This window comes from Streptosporangium subroseum (assembly GCF_900188345.1).
Lineage (GTDB): Bacteria > Actinomycetota > Actinomycetes > Streptosporangiales > Streptosporangiaceae > Streptosporangium > Streptosporangium subroseum.
Genome location: NZ_FZOD01000034.1, coordinates 35,981 through 56,650 on the forward strand (window position 1 = coordinate 35,981; position 20,670 = coordinate 56,650).

A 20,670-nucleotide genomic window follows, 5' to 3' on the forward strand; every position below is an offset into this window, starting at 1 on the left:
TCCGGTGACGGTGATGTCCAACCAGCAGGGGGCCCAGATGCGGCCCGACTCCGAGCCGACCGCGGGTGAGCACGCGACCGGGCAGACCGACCTGTTCGACTACGACGCCGAGTTGCGTCTGCACAACGAACTCTTCCGCGCCGCTGCCCGCGTCGGCTCGCGCGACCGTGTGCTCGACATCGGCTGTGGTATGGGGCAATCCACGCGCGAGGCCGCCCGCGCCGCCGTCACCGGAAGCGTGGTAGGCGTCGACCTCTCCGCACCGATGCTCGAACGGGCCCGCCGGCTCAGTGACGACCAGGGACTGCCCAACATCACCTACCAGCGGGCGGACGCTCAGGTTCACCGCTTCCCATCGGCGCATTTCGACCTTTGCATCAGCAGGTTCGGATCGATGTTCTTCGCCGACCCGGTCGCCGCGTTCACCAATATCGGGCGCGCTCTGCGCCCCGCAGCGCGCCTCGTGCTGCTGGTCTGGCAAGATCGCGACCGCAATGAATGGGCCTCCGCGATCCGCCGGAGCCTCACCGCCGCACCCGCCCCTCCCACCGGCGGTCCGGGCCCGTTCTCACTCGCCGATCCGACCATCGCGCAAGGCATCCTGGCGGCGGCAGGCTTCACCCAGGTCAGCTTCACCGAGGTGCACGAGCCCGTCTTCTACGGCCCGGACCCCGCCGCCGCCTTCGATAACGTGCTCCGCCTACGGGAATACGGAGACCTGCTCGCCAACCTCGACGCCGCGACAGCCGAGCAGGCACGCACGCGGCTACGCGCCACCCTCGCCGCCCACAACACCGGCAGCGGCGTGTACTTCGACTCGCGTGCCTGGATCATCACGGCCCGCCGTCCCTGACCACCGCACCCGATCCGCCCCGAACATCCAGCCGGCCGCTGCCGCTGCTCCATGACAGTGGCCGCATCGTCGCGATCTCGTCCGTGGCGACCCGGATGGCCGGCCCCCACCAGATGTCCTTCACCATGACGAAGAGCGCGGCCGAGACGATGAGCATGCGGTAGCGGGGTTGATGTGGCAGCGGACTTCGCCCTGCAGCCGCACGGGCCCGTTCGGAGTCGTGATCATGCGGCCGGTAAAGGATTGGACGGGATGATGCTCGGGCTTGTAGCTTGCAGTCGACCGTGACACCGCCCGAGGAGGTGAGACCCATGAACGCTGTATCGATGTGGGTGCTCCCCCTTTCCGTCATGGCCGGGCGATTGACGTAGGTGTCGCCGGGAGCGCCTCGACAACCAGGCACTCCCGAAAGGCAACGTCTATGCACTCTCAGCAGGTCACCGCCGAGCCGCCGTCGAACGACAGGGTCGAGCGTGACTCCACGGTGGGCGACGTCCCCGGAGTTCTCCGGTCGCCGGCCTCCGGCGCGGATCACGCGCCCCTCGTCTTCGACGTGATCATCGCCGGGTGCGGGCCGACCGGCGCGATGCTGGCCGCCGAACTGCGGCTGCACGATGTGCGGGTACTCGTTCTGGAGAAGGAAACCGAGCCCAAGTCGTTCGTCCGCATAGTCGGTCTGCACATTCGCAGTCTCGAGCTGATGGCGATGCGCGGACTGCTCGATCGCATTCTCCCGCATGGAAGACGGCGTCCGGCCGGCGGTTTCTTCGCCGCCATCCCCAAACCCGCGCCCAAGGGCCTGGATTCCGCGCACGCCTATCTGCTGGGCATCCCGCAGCCGGTCATCGAACACCTGCTGGAAGAACATGCGATCGAACTGGGCGCGCAGGTCCGGCGCGGTTGTTCGGTGGCCGGTTTCGAGCAGGACGACGAGGGCGTGACCGTCGAGCTGTCCGACGGGGAACAGCTGCGTTCGCGCTACCTCGTCGGCTGCGACGGCGCGCGCAGTACGGTGCGCAAACTGCTCGGCGTCGGCTTCCCCGGCGAGCCCTCACGGACCGACACGCTCATGGGCGAGATGAAAGCGGGTGTACCACAGGAGGAGATCGCCGCCACGGTGACCGAAGTCAGCAAGACCCATCAGCGATTCTGGCTCAGGCCCTTCGGCGAAAGGGTCTACAGCGTCGTAGTCCCCGCCGCGGGAGTCAGCGACCGCGCGGAACCGCCCACCCTCAACGATTTCAAACAACGGTTGCGCGCCATCGCCGGAACCGATTTCGGCGTGCACTCCCCGCGCTGGTTGTCCCGCTTCGGGGATGCCACCCGGCTGGCCGAACGTTATCGGGTCGGGCGGGTGCTGCTGGCCGGCGATGCGGCGCACATCCATCCGCCCATCGGCGGGCAGGGCCTCAACCTGGGCGTTCAGGACGCATTCAACCTCGGCTGGAAACTGGCCGCACAGATCCGCGGCTGGGCCCCGGAAACACTGCTGGACACCTACCAGGCCGAACGTCATCCGGTCGCCGAGGACGTGCTGGACAACACCCGCGCCCAGATGGAACTAACGTCCACCGAACCTGGCCCGCAGGCCGTACGCAGGCTGCTCACCGAACTGATGGACTTCGACGAGGTGAACCGCCACCTGATCGAGAAGATCACCGCGATCGGCATCCGCTACGACTTCGGCGAAGGCCCCGACCTGCTCGGCCGCCGCCTGCGTGACATCGACGTGAAACAGGGCCACCTCTACGGTCTGCTGCATCGCGGCCGCGGCCTGTTGCTGGACCGCACCGAACGCCTGACCGTCGGCGGCTGGTCAGACCGGGTCGATTACCTCGCGGATCCCACCGCGGTACTGGATGTTCCGTGCGTCCTGCTCCGCCCCGACGGCCACGTCGCCTGGATCGGCGACGATCAGCGGGACCTGGACGACCACCTCTCCCGCTGGTTCGGCAAGCCCGCCACCTGATTCTTGAAGGCGTGCGGTCCGTCCGTACCGTCTGAAACGGTACGGACGGACCGCAACATCTGAAACGGCGAGGTGCCCGAGCGCGGTTCCGCACTCCACGCGGACGCGTACGACGCCCGCTACCACTGCGGCGGGGGACGAGGAAGTCTGCGCGGTATTACGCCAGTCCCAAACTGCCGAAAATCCCCGTATTAAAATCCCATGGAGATTCATCGGGATTCTCGGGGCCGTGCTTTCGGGAGCCGCCTGACCGGGGTGGTTCCGGCTCCGGCGATCCTTGGCGGACCGTTTCCCGGCACCCGCCCGCAGCTGGCCAAAAATATATAAATTCTTGGATTCGCCGAAGTCTTCGAGACATCTCTCGACATAGCTCCAGATTGTTGGCTATCTGTCCGTTTTTCAGTTCTCGTCTAGCTGATCTATGTCCAGTTTCGGACATTTCGTTCGCGTAATGACAAATTTAATGATTTAGCTATACGATCGCCGTTCGTGGTTGGAGTTGATCTTTCAGGAACCCGACTGGCCAACGACCTGTTCTTTGTCATGCATGACAACGCGACCGGCCGGATGAGGCTTCATGCCCGCCTGACCGGTCTCGGGCTGGCCGCCGCCATCCTGGGAGAACTGATGCTCGCCGAGCGGATAACCGTGGAATTGACGGTGGGGCAGATACGGCTCGTCGTTCTCGACGCGACGCCGCCCGGAGACGCGCTCACCAGGACCGCCCTGGACCACATCGTCGCCGAACCCTCGCATCGCTTCGGTACCTGGTTGCAGTTCCTCGCCCGTACGGCACTCGCCGACGTGGCGGCCCGGATGACCGCCGACGGGCTGCTGCGCCCGCCCGGCAGACGCCCTTCGCGGAGGCAGGTTCCGGTCGACGTGAACATCGCGGCGTGGCCCGGCGGACGCGTCAACCTGGCGATCCAACGCCGTAAGCCACTCAGCGTCCAGGACGGCGTCCTGCTGGGGCTGCTCGTTGCGACCGGCGGCAACCAGCTCGTCCTGTGGGAGCAGAACTCGAGATACCTCTCCGATTCGATCACCGCCCTCCCGCCGCCGCTCCAGGAACTGATCGCCCAGACCGAGGCGGCCGTAGGTGACTCCGTCATCAGCCGCCGGTGAACCCACCCCCCTCATTTCAAGGATCCCAATGTCCGTGACAGAACGAAGGGCCAGCGCCGTTTCCGCCGCGCTCGCCCAGGACCGCCTCGGTGTGCCGTCGGTGGTGTTCTTCGTCATCTCGGCGGCGGCGCCGCTGACCGTCATCGGTGGCTCGGTGACCGCCGCCTACGCCGCGACCGGCGTGACCGGCGTGCCGCTCGCCTTCATCCTGCTGGGAGCCATCCTGGGCCTGTTCGCCGTCGGCTACGTGACGATGGCCCGTTACGTCGTCAATGCCGGGGCGTTCTACGCGTACACCGCGAAGGGGCTCGGCAGACCGGCGGGCGTGGCGACCGCGTGGGTCGCGTTACTGGCCTACAACGCACTCCAGGTGGGTCTCTACGGCATGATCGGTGCGGCCGCCCAGCCGCTGATCGCCGACTGGTTCGGAAGCTCTCCGCCCTGGTGGGTCATCGGGCTGGTCGCCTGGGCGCTGACCGGGGTGCTCGGCCTCATGCGGGTCGACGTGAACGGGAAGGTCCTTTCGGTCCTGCTGCTGACGGAGATAGCCGTCGTCGTCGTGTTCGACATCGCGGACCTGATCAACCCGGCGGCCTCGGGCTACAGCCTCGACGTCTTCGACCCGTCGAACCTCTTCGTCCCCGGGATCGGTGCGGTGGTCGCGATCTGCATCGCGTCGTTCGCGGGCTTCGAGTCGTCGGTGGTGTTCTCCGAGGAGACCAAGGACCCGCGGCGCACGGTGCCGATCGCGACCTACGTCGCACTCGCCGTCATCTCCGGGCTCTACGCCGTGTCGTCCTGGGCGATGACCGTGCCGATCGGCTCGGACAAGATCGTCGAGACCTCGCGCGAGCAGAGTTCGGCCCTCCTGTTCAACCTGGCCGGGCAGCACCTGGGGGCGACCATCGCCACCATCGGCTCTCTCCTCTTCGTGACGAGCCTCTTCGCCGCGCTGATCGCCTTCCACAACACGATCTCCCGCTACGTCTTCGCCCTCGGCAGGGAGAGGGTGCTGCCCGAGACCTTCGGTCGTACCTCCCCCCGGACCGGTGCCCCGGTCAACGGCTCGGTGGCGCAGAGCGTCATCGGGCTGGTCACGATCGTCATATACGCGGTCTTCGGCCTGGATCCGGTCGTCCAGCTGTTCTTCACCGTCGGATCGTTCGGTGGCCTGGGACTGCTCATGATGCTGGCGGCCACCTCGATCTCCGTGCTGGTCTTCTTCGCCAAGAACCCCAGCGAGGAGAACGCCTGGCGGACCAGGATCGCCCCGGGCATCTCCTCGGTCCTGCTGATCGTGGTCATCGTGCTGGTCATGGCCAACTTCGACACTGTTCTCGGCGTGGCCCCCGACTCCCCGTTGCGCTGGATCATGCCCGCCGTCTACTTCGTCGCCGTGGGGTTCGGCGTCATGTGGGGGCTCGTCCTGCGGGCCAACCGGCCGAAGGTGTACGCGAACATCGGGCGGGGCGCCCAGGCGGCCGTGGGAGGGACCGAATGACAGAGATCATTCGCGTTCAGAACGCTCCCGGGGCCGCCGAGACCATCGGCGCGATCATCGCCACCTCCTTCCACGAGCAGGAGATCTCGGCCTGGATGATCCCGCCGGACGACGACCGCCGCCGGGTGATGCCCCCCTTCTTCTCCATGGTCACCGAGAGCGCCCTCATCCACGGCGAGGTCCACGCGACGGCCGACATGTCCGCCGTGGCCGTGTGGTTCCGCAAGGGCGCCGAGCCGCTTCCCGAGATCCCCGACCGGGACGCCCGGGTGGAGGCGTTCGCCGGTCCCCACGCGGAGCGCATCGGGCAGATGGGGGAGGAGATGGACAAGCGCCACCCCCACGACCCGCACCACTACCTGGCGTTCCTCGCGGTGCTCCCCGGGCACCAGGGACGGAAGACGGGGACCCGGCTGCTCGAGGCGTACCACCGCGGGCTCGACGAGGCGGGCATACCCGCGTACCTGGAGGCCAGCAGCACCCGAAGCCGCAGGCTCTACCTGCGCCACGGCTATCAGGACCTCGGCGACCCGATTTTCATGCCCGGCGGCCCGCCGATGTTCCCCATGTGGCGCCCGTCGAACCCCTGACCCGAGTGCCGACCCTCGCCCCCGGCCCTTCGTGGGCCGGGGGCGGGGGGATTCCGGCCCCGTTGTTCTCGTGCGACAAAGCGAGCGGTTCTGCACCGTCACTCACTGCCGGGGCTCGGGGAGGGGGCGGTGCGCTTCTCTCCCGCGGAGACGCGCACCCCGAGCGCCGCCGCGAAGGCGACCGCGAGCAGGACCAGACCGTACGCGACCGTCGACGGCCAGCGTCCGTGCTCGTAGGCCAGGCCGCCCGCCGATCCGCCGACGCTGCTGCCGAGGTAGTAGAAGAACAGGTAGAGCCCGGACGCGTGGGCCCTCGCGGTGGCCGCGCGCCGCCCCACCCAGCCGCTGGCGACCGAGTGCGCGGCGAAGAAGCCGGTGGTCATGACCAGGAGTCCGGCGGCCACGGCCGGCAGCGAATCGGGCAGCGTCAGCAGCAGACCGCCCGCGGTGACCAGGCAGGCGCCCAGCAGCACCGGCCGGCGGCCGATCCGGTCGGCGAGGGAGCCTGCCATGGGAGAGCTGAACGTGCCGGCGAGGTACATGATGAACAGCAGCGCCACGACTGTCTGCGGCAGGCCGAACGGTGCCGCGATCAGGCGGTACCCGAGGTAGTTGTAGACGGTGACAAAGGTGGCCATCAGGACGAGGCCGACCACGTACAGGCGGCGCATGCCCGGGTCGCGCAGATGGCGCAGCAGCCCGCCGAGGCCCGGCCGCGAGGGCGTGAAGAACCGCGAGCGCGGCAGCAGGGCCCAGAACGCCACGGTGAGCAGCGCCGAGGCGAGCGCCGTCACGGCGAGTCCCCAGCGCCAGCCTGCCAGGTCGGTGACGAAGCCGGGCAGCAGCCGCCCGGCCAGCCCGCCGATCGTGTTGCCGGCGATGTATCGGCCCATGGCGCCGCCGAACGCCTCCGGGTGGACCTCCTCGGCGAGGTAGGCCATCGCGACCGCGGGAACGCCGGCGAGGGCGATCCCCTGCAGGGCGCGCACCGCCGCCAGCGCCGGGAACGACGGGCAGAGCGGGACCAGCAGGCCGAGTGGCACCGCGATCGCCGAGGAGACCAGCATGACCCGTGTACGGCCGAAACGCTCCGACAGCGCGCTGACCGGGATCACCGCGAGAGCGAGCGTCCCGGTGGCCAGGGAAACGAGCAGGCTGGAGCCGGCCGGCGAGACGTGGAAGGCCCGGGAGAGTGCGGGCAGCAACGCCTGGGCGCTGTAGAGGGAGATGAAGGTGGTCAGCCCGGCGATGAACAGGGCCAGGTTGACCCGGCGTAGCCCGGGGGAGTCACGACGGTGCCGTTCTTCCGGTGAGAGCGTGGATACCAGTGAGGAAACCATGTCCTCCCCACAGTGCGACACGGTGCACTGATACGTCCAATGAGAGTTATTTGTAAGAACTATGCTTGCTACGCATGGATCTGGTTACAGTGCGCTGGTTCCTCCGCGTCGCGGAGACCGGCAACGTCACGCGGGCGGCCGAGGAACTGCGGATCTCCCAGCCGGGGCTTTCCCGCGCCATCGCCCGGCTCCAACATGACCTGCGCGCGCCCCTGTTCGACCGCGAGGGCCGTACGCTCCGGCTCAACGCGTACGGCGCGATCTTCCGTGAGCACGCCGAGCACCTGGTCGCCACCGAAGACGCGGCCCGGCGAGCGCTCGCCCAGGCCGCCGACCCCGAGCACGGCGAGGTTGGCCTGGCCTTCCTGCACACGCAGGGCAGCGTGCTGGTGCCGGAACTGCTCCGCGCATACCGGGCCACGCACCCCCGGGTGGGCTTCCGGCTGACGCAGGGCAGCGCCGAGCGCATCGAGGAGCAAGTCGTCCAGGGGCACGCGGACATGGCGATCACCAGCCCCCGCCCGGAGGGCCTGGCGTGGCATCTGCTGACGACGGAACGGCTGAGACTGGCCGTTCCGGCCGGTCACCACCTGGCGGTCAGAGGCGCGGGGGAGCAGGGGGAAGTGAGCCTGACGGAGGTGGCGGACGAGCCGTTCATCGTCCTGAGGCACAGGTACGGCCTGCGCTCGATCATCGAGAACCTGTTCCGCGAGGCAGGCATCCGTCCGAAGATCGCCTTCGAGGGAGAAGAGACAAGGACATTGCGCGGTCTGGTCGCGGCCGGGCTGGGCGTGGCGGTGGTCCCACCGGGCGACGCGGTGGCGGGGGTCGTCGAACGCGAGATCGCGGGCGCACGACGAAGGATCGGCCTGGTATGGGTCGCGGATCGCACCCGCCCACCGGCAGTGGAGAACTTCCGTCGTTTTGTCCTCGCCCACGCGGCGGAATGCGCGGTCGAGGAACAACGGGACGGTCACTAGTTGAGCAACCTACGTTGACTAATCTCAAATTAGTCAACTAGGGTTGCTTATTGTTTCCCGCCTCAGGAGGAAGAATGTCCGCGTCCCACCCCCACCGGGCTCTGCTCCAGCACGTGCTGGAGCAGGCCGTCGCCGACGGCGGCGGCCCGGGCATCGTCGCCGAACTGCAGACCGAGAGCACCCAGGCGTGGTACGGCACGGCAGGTGTGGCCGACCTGACGACCGGCCGGCCGCGCCTGCCGGGTGAGCACTTCCGCATCGGCAGCTTCACCAAGGCGTTCGTCGGCACGGTCGTCCTGCACGTGGCGGCCGAGGGCCGGCTCGCCCTGGCCGACACGGTGGCGCAGTGGCTGCCCGGCGTTGTGGAGGAGCACCTCGGCGGCGACGGTACCAGGATCACGATCAAGCAGTTGCTCAACCACACCAGCGGGCTGCCCGACGCCTTCCCCGGTCAGGAGCCCCCGTCTCCCGAGGAGCCCGGCAAGCGCTTCATCTACTCCAAGGTCAACTACACCCTCGCGGGGATGATCGTCGAGGGGGCGACGGGCGCCACCCTCGCCGAGGAGATCGAGCGCCGCATCGCCCGCCCGCTGGGTCTGACGGGGACGTATCTGCCGGGCACCGACAACACGATCCGCGAGCCGCACGCCCGGCACTACTCGAAGTCCGACGAGGCCGGCGGGCCCGTGGAGGTCCACGACGTGACCGGCGCGGATCTGAGCTGGGCCGGAGCCGCGGGTGGCATGGTCTCCACGACCTCCGACCTGCACCGTTTCCTGCGTGCCCTGCTACGTGGCCTGCTCCTGGCGCCCGCCGAGCAGCGGGAGATGTTCACCACCGTGCCGACGGAGGGCGCGGACTGGGTGCCGGACACCGCGTACGGGCTCGGCGTCTACTCCCAGCGGCTGCCGAGCGGGGTCACGCTGTGGGGCGGTGGCGGCTACATCCAGGGCTCGGTGACGTACGCGATGGGCGACCGTGAGGGCAACGACACCCTGGTGAGCAACCTGAACGGTGACTGGAACGATTTCCTGGCCACCTTCACCGACCTCTACCAGGCGCACTTCCGTCCATGACCGGTCTCGCAGCCCGGCCGCGGTGTCGCCGGGAGCTTGCGCGATCAGCGCACGCAGATGTCGATGGTGATCGGCGTAGGCGTTCGGTCTGGGACTCAGACCGCCGCGTGGAAGAACGCCGCCGCCTCACCTCGCGAACCGACCGCGAGCTTGGACAGAATGAGGGCAGATCATGAATTATCTGGGGGAGGGCGGTCTGGCTTCAGCTCTGTTTGTTGATGCGATTGCCCCGACAAGCTTCGTTGCGTCAGGTATGTGGCTCGCCGGCCGGTAATGGCAAAATACAGTGTCTCGGCATGAGACACCGTATCGCCGTAATCGGAGGCGGCCCCGCCGGCCTGACCTTCGCCCGCGTCCTGCACCGTCACGGTCACCCCGTCACCGTCCTCGAACGCGATCCCGCCCGCGACGCCCGCCCCCCGGGCGGCACGCTGGACCTGCACGAAAAGCTGGGCCAGCTCGCGCTGGACAAGGCGGGGCTGCTGGCGGAGTTCCAGGCGCTGTCGCGTCCCGAGGGGCAGGCCATGCGCATCCTGGACGCGGACGGGACCGTCCTGCGCGACTGGCAACCCCGTCCGGATGACCGGGCCAACCCCGAGATCGACCGGGGGCAACTCCGTGACCTGCTGCTCGGCCCCCTCGACGTTCAATGGGGGCGGGACGTGACGGAGGTGGTGCCGGGGACCCGGGACGGCGTGCTGGTCCGTTTCGCGGACGGGCGACAGGAGACGTTCGACCTCGTGATCGGCGCGGACGGCGCCTGGTCCCGGGTCCGCCCGGCAATCTCGTCCGTGACGCCGCACTACACCGGCGTCACCTTGGTCGAGACCTTCCTGGACGACGTCGACACCCGCCACCCCGACCTCGCCCGGCTGATCGGCGACGGTTCCATGGCGGTGTACGGCGTGAACCGTGCCCTCGTCGCCCAGCGCAACAGCGGCGGCCACGTCAAGGTGTACGCCCAGTTCCGCGCGCCGCTGGACTGGCACACGAACCTGGACCGGCATATGGGCCTGAACCGTCGCGCGGGCCTGGACCTGGCCGACGGCGAGGCCGTGCGATCAAGCCTGCTGGCTCTGTTCGACGGCTGGGCCGCTCCCGTCCTCGACCTCCTCCACCACGGCACCGCTTTTGTCCACCGCCCCCTCTACGTCCTGCCCGTGTCCCACACCTGGGCCCACGTCCCCGGGGTGACGCTACTGGGCGACGCCGCCCACCTGATGCCCCCGTTGGGGGCGGGCGCGAACCTCGCGATGCTGGAAGGCGCCGAACTCGCCGAGTCCGTCGCCGCCGCTCCCGATCCCGGCGATCTGGACGAGGCCGTCCGCGCCTTCGAGGAACAGATGTGGGCACGGGCCGGCAGGTGGGCGGAGATCACGACGGCCGGGCTGGAACGCCTCGTGAGCCCGGATCCCACCGAAGCCATCGCCCTCTTCGACGAAGTTCAGTCATCCTGACCGCCAGGCGCGAGAGCACCGGACCCGCTCGACTACCTATCCACATTCGATCATGGCCGGCCGAATTGCCTAACCGTGACAGATTCCCCGCCCGGAAGATCTCCGTACGTTTGTGACCAGCAGGAACACGACACCAAGGAGTTCTCCATGAATCACATCGACCAGCTCGTCGCCCGGTACATCGCCACCTGGAACGAGACCGACCCGGTCGCCCGCCGTACGGAGATCGAGCGGATCTGGGCCGAGGACGGCTCCTACACCGACCCGATCGCGGTCGCCGAAGGCCTGGAGGCGATCGACGCCACGATCGCCGCCGTGCAGGGCCAGTTCCCCGGCTTCGTCTTCGCGCTGGCCGGACCGGTGGACGCCCACCACGACATCGCCCGCTTCACCTGGGAGCTCGGCCCGGCCGGCGGCGAGAGCCTCGTGGTCGGGTTCGACGTCGCGGTGCTCACCGAAGACGGCCGCATCAGCAGGGTGCACGGCTTCCTCGACAAGGTCCCCGCTCAGGTCTGATCTCCGGTGCGGCCCGCGGGGCTCTCCGCGGGTCGCACCGGTCGGCCGTACGCGGCGGCTCACCACTGATCGATCTGGACCTGCTTCCTCCACCCACATCGACCAGTTCAACGGCGATCTGATCGAGTTCGTCAAGGGCTGACGCGGGGTTGGGCACAGTGGTGCGGGCGGGTGAGCGGCGGCTCCGACGCGGGCGGCCGTTCACCCGCCTCGGGTCGTCCACGCCGGACGGATCGACCGCCGCCCGCCTGGCATGGAGCGGGCGCTGCCATCCATGGTCTTCGACCCCGGATCAGGCAAGGACGGGGAAGTTGCTGCGCAGGACGTTCCGGGGATCGCGACGGCGCTTGATGTCTTGCAGGCGGGTCAGGGTCGCGGGGGTGAAGGCGGTCGCCACGGTTTCGCCTGGGCTCAGGTAGGTGTACGGCTTGCGTCCGTTGAGGTTGGGGGCGAGGGCACTGACGAATTCCTGCTGTCTGGTTCGGAGGGCGCTTGCGGTGTGGGGAGCGGACGGGACTCCGAACAGGTAGAGGGCGTAGGGCTCGGTCAGCGGGCCGTGCGGGCTGTCGGAAGGCCGGGCCAGGGCTCCGGCCAGGTGCCGGACCTGCACGCTGAGCAGGGGCTCGATGGGTGCCGCGAGTAGGGTCTTGGCCACGATGTCGTCCAGGCCGGTCAGCAGTTCACCGTGGGACAGTCCGGGGCCGGGAGTGGTCGGTTCGGCGGTGATGGAGCCGAGTTCGGCGATCGGCATGGTGTCGCGGCTATCGGAGATCAGTCGGTCGATGTGTTGCAGGGGGCGCAGCAGCGACCGGCCCTCGGCCGCGTCGCCCAGGTAGGTGATGTCCACGGCGACCAGTGGCTCGGCTCCGGGGAACTTCAGCAGATCGAACCAGACGGTCAGCTCGTCGGGGGCCGTGGTGGTGATCGCCCGGTATGCCTCCAGCACCTCTGCCGCGCGGTCCGCCGGCCAGAGCATGCGCCCGCCGTACAGGGCGGGCGCCGGGTGCAGGTCGAACTCGATGGCGGTGACCAGTGCGAAGTCGCCGCCGCCTCCGCGGAGCGCCCAGAAGAGCTCCGCGTCGGAGTCGGCGGTCACCCGCGCCCGCGCGCCGTCGGCGTCGACGACCTCGAAGGCGCGGACGCTGTCGGCGGCCCACCCGTACTTGCGTCCGAACCAGCTGAGCCCGCCGCCGAGGGTGTAGCCGACCACGCTGACCACCGGCGAGCTGCCAGGCAGCCCCGTCAGGCCGTGCGCCCCTGCCACGGCCTGTACCTGCCCCCAGCGCACTCCGGCGCCGACGCGGGCAGCGCGGGTGAGGGAGTCCACCCGCAGTTCGTTGAGCCCGGCGGTGCGCAGGAGGATCACTCCGGCCACATCACCCGTGGCGCCGTGGCCACTGGGCTGGGCCGACACCGTCAGCCCCGCGTTGCGGGCATACCGCACCAGGGCCGCCACGTCGGCGGCGTCGGCGGCGTCGACCACCGCGCTCACCGGCTGCTCGACGGCCAGGTTCCACGGTCGGCGGGCCTGGTCGAAGCCGTCATCTCCGGGCACCAGTACGCGGCCGCGGAGGACGGATCGCAGATCGTTGAGGTTGTTCATATTCTCTCTTCTTCCAGATGTCAGGCCACGGCCTGAGAGACTTCGGGGGAGGGGATCGCCCTGCGGGCGGGGGTGAAGCCGAGTCAGCCGCCGAAGATGGTGGTGGGGTCGCCGGTGAACCAGACGTTGTCGATGCGGATCCGGCGCATGACCCAGCGGTCGCCGTCGCGGACGAGGTCGACGTCGTAGAGGTTCTTCAGCAGGGCGTGCCTGCCTCGGTCGGCGGTGAGCAGGTGCTGGGCCTCGACCAGCGCGGTGAGGCGGGCAGTGTCGCCTTCGACGGCGATGCGCGGGTTGGTGACCTGGTGAGTGGTGTCCACCCGGCCGGCGAACATGCCCAGGATGGTGGTGACGATCGTGTCCCGGCCGGACATCAGCGGCGGCTTCGAGCCCCACTTGGCGGCCGCCGGGCGGAAGTCCAGCTCGGCGTCTTCGGCGAAGGACGAGGCGAACAGGTCCTTGTCCTTCAGGTCTTGGCCGAGGCCGAAGCGGTACAGCGCGTCGGTGATTTCCGCGCGGTCCCGCAGTTCCCCGGCGATCGTTCCGGCGTCCGCGGCAGGGACGGACACGGCGTGGTGACGGGTGACGTACATGGTGTGCTCCCGTTCAGGTCAAGTGGTGTTTGCGAGCTCCTCCACCTTCGTCATGACCGAGTTCGCGATCAACGCGGGTCTGTGCAAGGATCGTGAACCCTCGCTTAACGATGGAGAGGCAGGCATGCTGGAACGGCACGAGCTGGAGGCGTTTGTGACCCTCGCCGAAGAGCTGCACTTCGGTCGCACCGCCGAGCGCCTGCACGTGTCCACGGCCCGGATCAGCCAGACGATCAGGAAACTGGAGCGACGCGTCGGCGTCCCCCTGTTCAACCGGACCAGCCGCCGGGTGGAGCTGTCCCCGGTGGGGCGGCAGCTCTACGAGGAGATCCGGCCCGCGTGGACCCAGATCGGCACCGCGCTCAAGCGGGCGATCGACTCCGGCCGGGGCATCACCGGTACGCTGCGGGTCGCCTTCATCGGCGCGGCGGCGGGCCAGCTGCTGGTCGGCGCGACCGAGCTGTTCCGAGACCGGCAGCCCGGCTGCGACGTCCAGATCCGGGAGGCGCAGATCGGGGAGATCCTGCCGTGGCTCCGCGACGGCAAGGTGGAACTCGTCCTGGCCAACTTCCCCATGCACGAACCGGACATCGTCACCGGGCCGGTGCTGGTGCGGGAGGCACGTATGCTCGCCGTGCCGTCCGGGCATCCCTTCGCGCGCCGGACGTCCGTCTCCGTCGAAGACCTGGCCCGCACCACGATGCTGCAGCTACCCGACACGCTGCCGGAATCCCTGCACCACGACCGCACTCCCCGGCGGACACCCGCCGGCCGGCCGATCGAGCCCGGCCCGTCGGCCGAGACCTTCCAGGAGATGCTCACGCTCATCGGCACCGGACAAGGCGTCTTCCCCGTAGGCGCCCAGGTCAGGCGCTACTACGTCCGCCCCGATGTCGCCTACGTCCCCTTCAGCGACGCCCCGCCCCTGGAATGGGGCCTCCTCTGGCGCGCCGACGGAGCCACCGCCCGTGTCCGCGCCTTCGACCAGGCCGCCTACGACCTGGTGAACAACAACCACTGAGGCGTCACCCCGCGAAACCCGGCGCCGGAAAACGCTTCTTCCGACGCCATCACCTGCCCCGGCTCGCAGGTGCGGGTATCGATCCTGGCCAGGGAAACAGACCAGCGCCTGAGCCGGGGACCACTCATCGCCGGCAGGAGACGCCCTCCTGCTGTTGGTCAGTCGGCAGCGGGCACGGGCCTTGGCTCTGCGGGCCGTCGTGCGTACACCTCGATCTCGAATTTCATGCGGGGATCGGACAGGCCGCATACGAGCATCGTCGATCGAAAAACACCGTTTTGCGCCTAATTCAGGCAGTGTCATTCGGTCATGAGCCCGCCGCCGCGTCGACGCGGGACGGCAGTGGGCAACTCGGCTTCGATGAGGTCGGCCGCCCGGGCTGTGCCGCCTTCCTCACGCACCTGGCGTCGGATGTCGGCGCAACGGGCTGACACGCCGGCGTCGGACGTGAGGTGCAGCAGTGCTTCTCGCAGTTCCTCGGGCGTAACGGTGGCCAGATCGACGACGCGGGCCACGCCGAGGGCAGCGAGCCGGTCGGCGTTGGCGAACTGGTCGGCCGCCTGCGGTACGGCGATCATCGGGGTGCCGCAGTACAGTCCCTCGCTGCTGCCGCCCATGCCTGCGTGGGTGAGGAACGCGTCCGCCTGCTCCAGGATCGCGGGCTGCGCGACCCAGGAGTGCACTTCGACGCTGTCCGGGAGGACGCCGAGTTCTGCCGGATCGACGTGTCGGCCGATCTGCAGGACGGTGTGCCAGCCGGGCAGCGTACCGAAGGCGGTGACGCAGCTCCGGTAGAACTCGGGATGCCGGGTGAAGGCCGATCCGAGGGATACGAGCAACACCTTGTCGGCGGTCGCCGGGCGGGTCCAGGAGTCCTGCTCGGATCGGTCGCCGAGGATGGGGCCGACGAAGCTGTAGACGGCCGGGTCCACGCGGTCGGCGTTTGGTTGCAGAGCGCGCGGGATGAGCGCCAGGCAGCGCTCCGGTCTGCCCTGGAAGGCGGCGCTGTCCGTGACGGACGACCCGTTGTCGGCGAGCCACGTCGCGAACCGCCGGTAGTAATTCGCTCCTCGAGGTTCGGCGCGCATGGCCTCGATGACCTGTGCCATCTCCTTTTCGTAGCCGTCCCAGGCCACGAAGGTGGGTGAGAGCTGGATCGCGGGGATTTCCCACTGCTCGCCGAGGAGCCGGGCCGGTGCGCCGGCGATGTCATAGAGGAACAGGTCGGGCCGATCGTCGGCGTACAGGGCACGCAGCTGCGGGAGCATGGCGATCGCATCGTCGAGGAAGAGTGTCAGCTGCTCGATCGGGTCCTCGGTCCATGTCTCGTCGGTGGTCGGCAGGGTCGATTCGTACGGCTTGAGTTCGGCCCCGGTGCGTTCGATGACGTCTGCGAACGAAAGGGCATTCGCGTATGTGACCCGGTGGCCCCGGGCGACGAGGGCGCGCACGATGTCCAGGCTCGGGTTGACGTGCCCGTGGGCGGGGATGCTGACCATGGCGATGTGGGACACGGTTCTCCTCACGGAAAATGGCGAGACGAAACGTCTCGTCACGCCAGCTTGCCCACAATGGGCTTCCCTGTCAAGACGAGGCGTATCGTCTCGTTGAGATAGGGTGATCCCATGCCAGGCCCCGACCCCTCCCGCCGCAACGAACGCTCCCGCCGGGCGGTCCTCACCGCCGCGTTGGACCTGCTGGCCGAAACCGGCTACTCCGACCTGACCATCGAGGCGATCGCCGCACGCGCCGGCGTCGGCAAACAGACGATCTACCGCTGGTGGCGCGGCAAAGGAGCGGTGATTCTGGACGCGCTCGTGGACGCCGCCGCGGTCGCCGGCGACGTCGTGTTGCCCGACACCGGTGACCTCGGCGCCGACCTGCGTACCGTGATCCGGGGCACGGTCGCCGAATTCGCCGACCCCCGGTTGTCCGCCACCACCCGGGCGCTCACCATCGAGACTTTGGCCGACGACGAGCTCGCCGAGCAGGTACGCGACCGGCTACTGCGGCCCCAGCTGGATGCGGTACGGCTCCGCCTGCGCGCAGGCCGGCGCGCCGGTCAGGTCCGTGACGACGTCGACCTCGACCAGGTGATCGAGCTCCTCTTCGGGCCGATCTACCACCGCTGGCTGCTGCGTACCGGGCCACTCACCGACGCCTACGCCGACGGCGTGGTGAAGCTCACCCTGGCCGCGATCGCCCCCGTAACCGCCTCTCGCCAATGACCGGGACCGACCGTGCAACAAGATTTGCGGGGCATCGGCGGTGCGACCCAACGCGGTCACCGCCATCACCCGCACCGGCGGAAGCGACACCTACGGCTACGACAACGCCGGACACCGTTCAAACGCCACCGCTACCGGCCGAATCTGCCGGTCCTGCAGAAGGCCGTCAACCGGGCACATTCCCTATGGTCAGCCGGGATCGATACCGACCGGCCGCAGGTTAAAGATCAAGTTAGTCTCCGGGGTTCTGGCCGCGTGTTCCTGCTGTCGGATTGTCGATCCGTTGGTTGCCGGCGTTCCAGCTGGCCAGGAGGCGGATCGCGTCGGCTTCGGGGGTGCCGGGTTGAGGGGCGTAGACGGTGAGTATCTGGTTGGAGACGGCGTCGATGCGGAGGGTCTCGTAGGGAAGTGCGACCTCGCCGATGATTGGGTGCCGGAAGGTCTTCGTGCCGGCTCGGTGGATCCGTACGTCGTTGGTCGCCCAGCGCGTCCGGAATTCTGTGCTGCGGGTCGCGAGTTGCCCGATCAGTTCGGTCAGGTCGGGGTCGTCGGGGTGGCGGCCGGCCTCGATGCGCAGCATCGCCACGACGTCGGCTGTGATCCGGTCCCACTCGGGGAACAGGTCTCGGGCCCTGGGCTCGTCGAGAAACAGGAAGCGGGCGCTGTTCGGCGGTCCGGGCAGGTCGTACATCGGTGCGAGGAGCGCGCGCCCCAGTGCGTTGACCGCGAGGATGTCGAACCGGCCGTTGAAGACCATCGCGGGTAGGTGGTCCATCGAGTCGAGCAGCACCCGGACTCCGGGGGTGACCAGGTCCTTCGTCGCGCCGCGGTTCCGTTTGCGGGCTGCGGGGGTCAGGGCGGCGAGCAGCCGGTCGAGGTGAGCGCGTTCGTCATCGTCTAGACGCAGGACGTCGGCGACGGCGTCGACGACTCCGGCGGAGGGCCCGGTCGCCTGGCCGCGTTCGAGCCGCACGTAGTACTCCGGGCTGACCCCGGCGAGCAACGCGACCTCCTCCCTGCGCAGGCCTTTCACCCGACGGCGGGTGCCCTGAGGAGGAAGGCCTGCGTCGGTTGGGGTGACCCGGGCGCGGCGGGTGGTGAGGAACTCGCGGACCGCCGCCCGCGCTGCCTCCTTCTCGTCCATGGGATCGAGGGTACGCCCGGCCCACATTCTGGAAGGGGTCTCTGTGAGTACCCCTTTTGGCAGGGTCTGTCGGGATGTGGTGAACCGATGTTGGCTGGACGTCGGCGAGATCGAGATCGACGCCCGGATGCCGTGGACGCCGGCCTTCGCCACTTACCTCTGATGCACCGTCCTTCGACACTCTCGACGAGAAACGAGTTCTCCGATGCAGCACGCCATGCTGGGGAGCCTGCGGGTTTCCCGGATCGGCCTGGGTGCCATGTCCATGGCCGGCACCCTCCTCTCCGGCGGCGGCCTGGACGACGCCGAATCCATCCGCGCCATCCATAGCGCGCTCGACCTCGGCGTCACCCACATCGACACCGCTGAAAGCTACGGCCCGTACCACAGCGAGGAGATCGTCGGTCAGGCGCTGCAGGGTCGGCGCGACCAGGTCGTCCTCGCCACGAAGTTTGGCATTCTGTCCCATGCCAAGGATGGAACCGGCCTGTTCGACAGCAGTCCGGCCAACATCCGCACCGCTGTCGAGGGCTCCCTGCGGCGCCTGCGCACCGACCGGATCGATCTCTACTACCAGCACCGGGTCGACCCGAACACCCCCATCGAGGACACCGTCGGCACCGTGGCCGAGCTGGTCGCCGAGGGCAAGGTCCTGCACATCGGCCTGTCCGAGGCCTCGCCGGACACGATTCGCCGCGCCCACGCCGTGCACCCGATTGCCGCGTTGCAGACCGAATACTCCCTGTGGACCCGCGATCCCGAGACCGAGCTGTTGCCCCTGCTACGCGAACTGGGCATCGGCCTCGTCCCCTACGCGCCACTTGGGCACGGGTTCCTGACCGGCCAGATCCGCACGCCGGAGGAGATCCCCGACGGCGACTGGCGCAAGACCAATCCGCGCTTCCTCGGCGAGGCCTTCTATCAGAACCTGCAGCTTGTGGAGGACGTACGCAACATCGCGGCCGAGGCCGGTGCCGCCCCGGCACAGATCGCGCTGGCCTGGCTGCTGGCCCAGGGCGAGGACATCGCCCCCATCCCCGGCAGCCGGCGAGTCGCTCGCGTCGAGGAGAACACCGCCGCCGACGGCGTCATCCTGACCGCCGACCAGTTGCAGCGGCTCGACAACATCACGCCGGCCACCGGCGCCCGGCACGACGACTTCAACGAGTCCACGATCGACCGCTGAAACCAGCATCGACGAGTGTGCCGCAACCAGCCCGAACACCGGACCCTACCGGGACTCTCGACGCACGAGGGCCTTCGCCTCAGAGGAGAAACGCCATGTCCGCAGCTACATCACTGACCGAGCAGAACCGCGCGATCGTCGAAGCCATGTTCGCAGCGGCGAACAACGGCGACATCGAGGGAGTCTTCTCCTACCTGTCCGACGACGTCACGGTCATCGAGCCGGTGTTCCTGCCCTTCGGGAAGGCCTACCACGGCAAGGACGAATTCCTCGGCCTCGCCCAGGTCCTGCCGAACTACCTCGACGTCTCCTCGATCACGGTGCATTACACCATCGCCGACGGCGACCGCGTCGCGGCGTGCGTCGGCATCACGGACGTCGCGACCGGAGAGCTGACCCAATTCATCGAACAGTTCACCGTCAAGGACGGCAAGATCGTCGAGAATCGGCTGTTCTACCACAACGCCGGCACCTTGGTCGACCAGCCCAAGGTCGTGCAGCACCCTCAAACTCGCTGATCGCCTTCGGCGTCTCCTCACCCAGTGGTCGAACGCTCGACGTGCTCGGAATCGGGGAGGGCGAGCGCGCACGCGAGGAACTCTCGCCAATCCTCGCCAAGCCGGAGCGGACCGCCACGCGCTTCATGGAGCGGCGCGATGCCCGGCGCACCAATGCAATGACCGATGACCCGACACATCGAGTCCGCATGGTGTCTGGTGCCGCTTCCGATCCTCCCGGGTCAACCGCTGGACCCCGCCGCAGTGGATTCCGCGGCGGGGTCACGGTGCGGAGCGTCAGTTGCGGTGATTCAGCGTGGTGACCGAGTTCGAGGACTTCGCGACGGCGGCCAGTCCGAAAACGACGGCGGCGGCGACGACGAGGTGCATCAGGGCCAGCGAGACGGTGCTGGTGGTGGAGTCGAAGTCGGTGATGAAGGGGCCGATGGCGGTTCCCAGCGCCAGCAGTGCCCCGATCACCTGGGCGATCAGGATGATGCGGCGCCACTTGATCGCGATGAGGGCGGCGAGGGTGAGCCCGAGGGCCAGCGGCACGACGGTTTCGGCGGCGACGAACCAGGGTGTGGATGAGGCGGTCTTGCCGTCGCTGACGTATTCGAACTTGCCGCCGACGGCGGTGCCGATCAGCCAGAGGACGAGGTTGGCGCCGAGTGCGGCGGTGACTGTGCCAACGATGATCAGCGCGGGATGACGACGGGCCGCGCGGTCGGGCGCGGCAGAGTCACTGCGGGGTGCGGTGGTGGCCATGATGTCTGCTCCTGGATGTTTTTGCGGTGAAGCGAGGCCGTCGCGGCCGCGCCTTCACTGACAGGTCGACCGGGCACCCGGCCGGATCGACATCCGCGACGAACTGTTTTCTTCGGATCTACCGGCCGCCTGCCGACGGGCGGGATCAGGGCGCTCGGCCCTCGCCCAAACCGGCGCGGCCATGACCGAAGCTGGCCGATCACTGTGGACCGTGGTCTTGGCC

20 protein-coding genes are annotated in these 20,670 nt (G+C 68.6%); 13 read left to right on the forward strand and 7 right to left on the reverse strand.

The genetic code is table 11. The annotated features are described in order from the left end of the window. Positions 1 to 13: 13 nt before the first annotated feature. Entirely contained in the window at positions 14 to 853 is an 840-nt protein-coding gene (locus CHC08_RS28410; RefSeq protein WP_245878618.1) for a class I SAM-dependent methyltransferase, read from the forward strand. Here CHC08_RS28410 and CHC08_RS49785 read toward each other — a convergent pair. Next, positions 834 to 1,010, reverse strand: coding sequence for a hypothetical protein (locus CHC08_RS49785; RefSeq protein WP_179282258.1), 177 nt, complete (start codon positions 1,008 to 1,010; stop codon positions 834 to 836). The genes CHC08_RS28410 and CHC08_RS49785 overlap by 20 nt on opposite strands. A 264-nt stretch (positions 1,011 to 1,274) precedes the next feature. Here CHC08_RS49785 and rox point away from each other — a divergent pair, with 264 nt between their 5' ends. From rox to CHC08_RS28435, 4 genes are all read left to right on the forward strand, one after another. After that, positions 1,275 to 2,822 carry a rifampin monooxygenase gene (rox, locus tag CHC08_RS28420; protein WP_089210439.1) on the forward strand — a complete coding sequence of 516 codons (1,548 nt, stop codon included), beginning with the start codon at positions 1,275 to 1,277 and terminating at the stop codon, positions 2,820 to 2,822. Positions 2,823 to 3,311: 489 nt separating this feature from the next. Continuing rightward, positions 3,312 to 3,947, forward strand: coding sequence for a GOLPH3/VPS74 family protein (locus CHC08_RS28425; protein ID WP_143653375.1), 636 nt, complete (start codon positions 3,312 to 3,314; stop codon positions 3,945 to 3,947). Positions 3,948 to 3,975: 28 nt separating this feature from the next. Then, entirely contained in the window at positions 3,976 to 5,448 is a 1,473-nt protein-coding gene (locus CHC08_RS28430) for an APC family permease (RefSeq protein WP_089210441.1), read from the forward strand. Beyond that, complete coding sequence (locus tag CHC08_RS28435; RefSeq protein WP_089210442.1) at positions 5,445 to 6,038, forward strand: GNAT family N-acetyltransferase; 594 nt, start codon at positions 5,445 to 5,447, stop codon at positions 6,036 to 6,038. The genes CHC08_RS28430 and CHC08_RS28435 overlap by 4 nt, the downstream gene beginning before the upstream one ends. A gap of 98 nt (positions 6,039 to 6,136) precedes the next feature. Here the strand turns inward: CHC08_RS28435 and CHC08_RS28440 are convergent, their stop codons facing one another. Then, positions 6,137 to 7,378, reverse strand: coding sequence for an MFS transporter (locus CHC08_RS28440; protein ID WP_089210443.1), 1,242 nt, complete (start codon positions 7,376 to 7,378; stop codon positions 6,137 to 6,139). A 74-nt stretch (positions 7,379 to 7,452) separates the two neighbouring features. Here CHC08_RS28440 and CHC08_RS28445 point away from each other — a divergent pair, with 74 nt between their 5' ends. From CHC08_RS28445 to CHC08_RS28460, 4 genes are all read left to right on the forward strand, one after another. Then, the gene (locus CHC08_RS28445) at positions 7,453 to 8,358 is read left to right on the forward strand and encodes a LysR family transcriptional regulator (protein ID WP_089210444.1); all 906 of its coding nucleotides are present in this window, start codon (positions 7,453 to 7,455) and stop codon (positions 8,356 to 8,358) included. 74 nt (positions 8,359 to 8,432) lie between these two features. Beyond that, the gene (locus tag CHC08_RS28450; protein ID WP_089210445.1) at positions 8,433 to 9,434 is read left to right on the forward strand and encodes a serine hydrolase domain-containing protein; all 1,002 of its coding nucleotides are present in this window, start codon (positions 8,433 to 8,435) and stop codon (positions 9,432 to 9,434) included. A 296-nt stretch (positions 9,435 to 9,730) separates the two neighbouring features. Beyond that, positions 9,731 to 10,891, forward strand: a complete 1,161-nt coding sequence (locus CHC08_RS28455) for an FAD-dependent oxidoreductase (protein WP_089210446.1) — start codon at positions 9,731 to 9,733, stop codon at positions 10,889 to 10,891. 147 nt (positions 10,892 to 11,038) lie between these two features. After that, positions 11,039 to 11,407 (forward strand): nuclear transport factor 2 family protein, encoded by a 369-nt coding sequence (locus tag CHC08_RS28460; protein WP_089210447.1) that lies wholly within the window; start codon positions 11,039 to 11,041, stop codon positions 11,405 to 11,407. A gap of 292 nt (positions 11,408 to 11,699) precedes the next feature. Here CHC08_RS28460 and CHC08_RS28465 read toward each other — a convergent pair whose 3' ends face one another. Continuing rightward, positions 11,700 to 13,010: an FAD-binding oxidoreductase gene (locus CHC08_RS28465; RefSeq protein WP_089210448.1), complete on the reverse strand. Its 1,311-nt coding sequence runs from the start codon at positions 13,008 to 13,010 to the stop codon at positions 11,700 to 11,702. A gap of 83 nt (positions 13,011 to 13,093) precedes the next feature. After that, positions 13,094 to 13,603: a nuclear transport factor 2 family protein gene (locus CHC08_RS28470; protein ID WP_089210449.1), complete on the reverse strand. Its 510-nt coding sequence runs from the start codon at positions 13,601 to 13,603 to the stop codon at positions 13,094 to 13,096. 124 nt (positions 13,604 to 13,727) lie between these two features. Here CHC08_RS28470 and CHC08_RS28475 point away from each other — a divergent pair, with 124 nt between their 5' ends. Beyond that, positions 13,728 to 14,624 (forward strand): LysR family transcriptional regulator, encoded by an 897-nt coding sequence (locus CHC08_RS28475; RefSeq protein ID WP_089210507.1) that lies wholly within the window; start codon positions 13,728 to 13,730, stop codon positions 14,622 to 14,624. 299 nt (positions 14,625 to 14,923) lie between these two features. On the opposite strand, the gene CHC08_RS28485 is transcribed toward CHC08_RS28475, so the two are convergent. Continuing rightward, positions 14,924 to 16,123 carry a macrolide family glycosyltransferase gene (locus CHC08_RS28485; protein ID WP_218825535.1) on the reverse strand — a complete coding sequence of 400 codons (1,200 nt, stop codon included), beginning with the start codon at positions 16,121 to 16,123 and terminating at the stop codon, positions 14,924 to 14,926. A 126-nt stretch (positions 16,124 to 16,249) separates the two neighbouring features. Between CHC08_RS28485 and CHC08_RS28490 the strand changes: the two genes are divergently transcribed. Continuing rightward, positions 16,250 to 16,852, forward strand: a complete 603-nt coding sequence (locus CHC08_RS28490; RefSeq protein WP_089210451.1) for a TetR/AcrR family transcriptional regulator — start codon at positions 16,250 to 16,252, stop codon at positions 16,850 to 16,852. A gap of 232 nt (positions 16,853 to 17,084) precedes the next feature. Here the strand turns inward: CHC08_RS28490 and CHC08_RS28495 are convergent, their stop codons facing one another. Beyond that, complete coding sequence (locus tag CHC08_RS28495) at positions 17,085 to 17,996, reverse strand: helix-turn-helix transcriptional regulator (protein ID WP_089210508.1); 912 nt, start codon at positions 17,994 to 17,996, stop codon at positions 17,085 to 17,087. Positions 17,997 to 18,201: 205 nt separating this feature from the next. Between CHC08_RS28495 and CHC08_RS28500 the strand changes: the two genes are divergently transcribed. Continuing rightward, complete coding sequence (locus tag CHC08_RS28500; protein ID WP_089210452.1) at positions 18,202 to 19,182, forward strand: aldo/keto reductase; 981 nt, start codon at positions 18,202 to 18,204, stop codon at positions 19,180 to 19,182. 95 nt (positions 19,183 to 19,277) lie between these two features. Beyond that, complete coding sequence (locus tag CHC08_RS28505; RefSeq protein WP_089210453.1) at positions 19,278 to 19,700, forward strand: nuclear transport factor 2 family protein; 423 nt, start codon at positions 19,278 to 19,280, stop codon at positions 19,698 to 19,700. A 276-nt stretch (positions 19,701 to 19,976) separates the two neighbouring features. Here the strand turns inward: CHC08_RS28505 and CHC08_RS28510 are convergent, their stop codons facing one another. Next, complete coding sequence (locus tag CHC08_RS28510; protein ID WP_179282259.1) at positions 19,977 to 20,447, reverse strand: DUF6069 family protein; 471 nt, start codon at positions 20,445 to 20,447, stop codon at positions 19,977 to 19,979. Positions 20,448 to 20,670 lie beyond the last annotated feature (223 nt).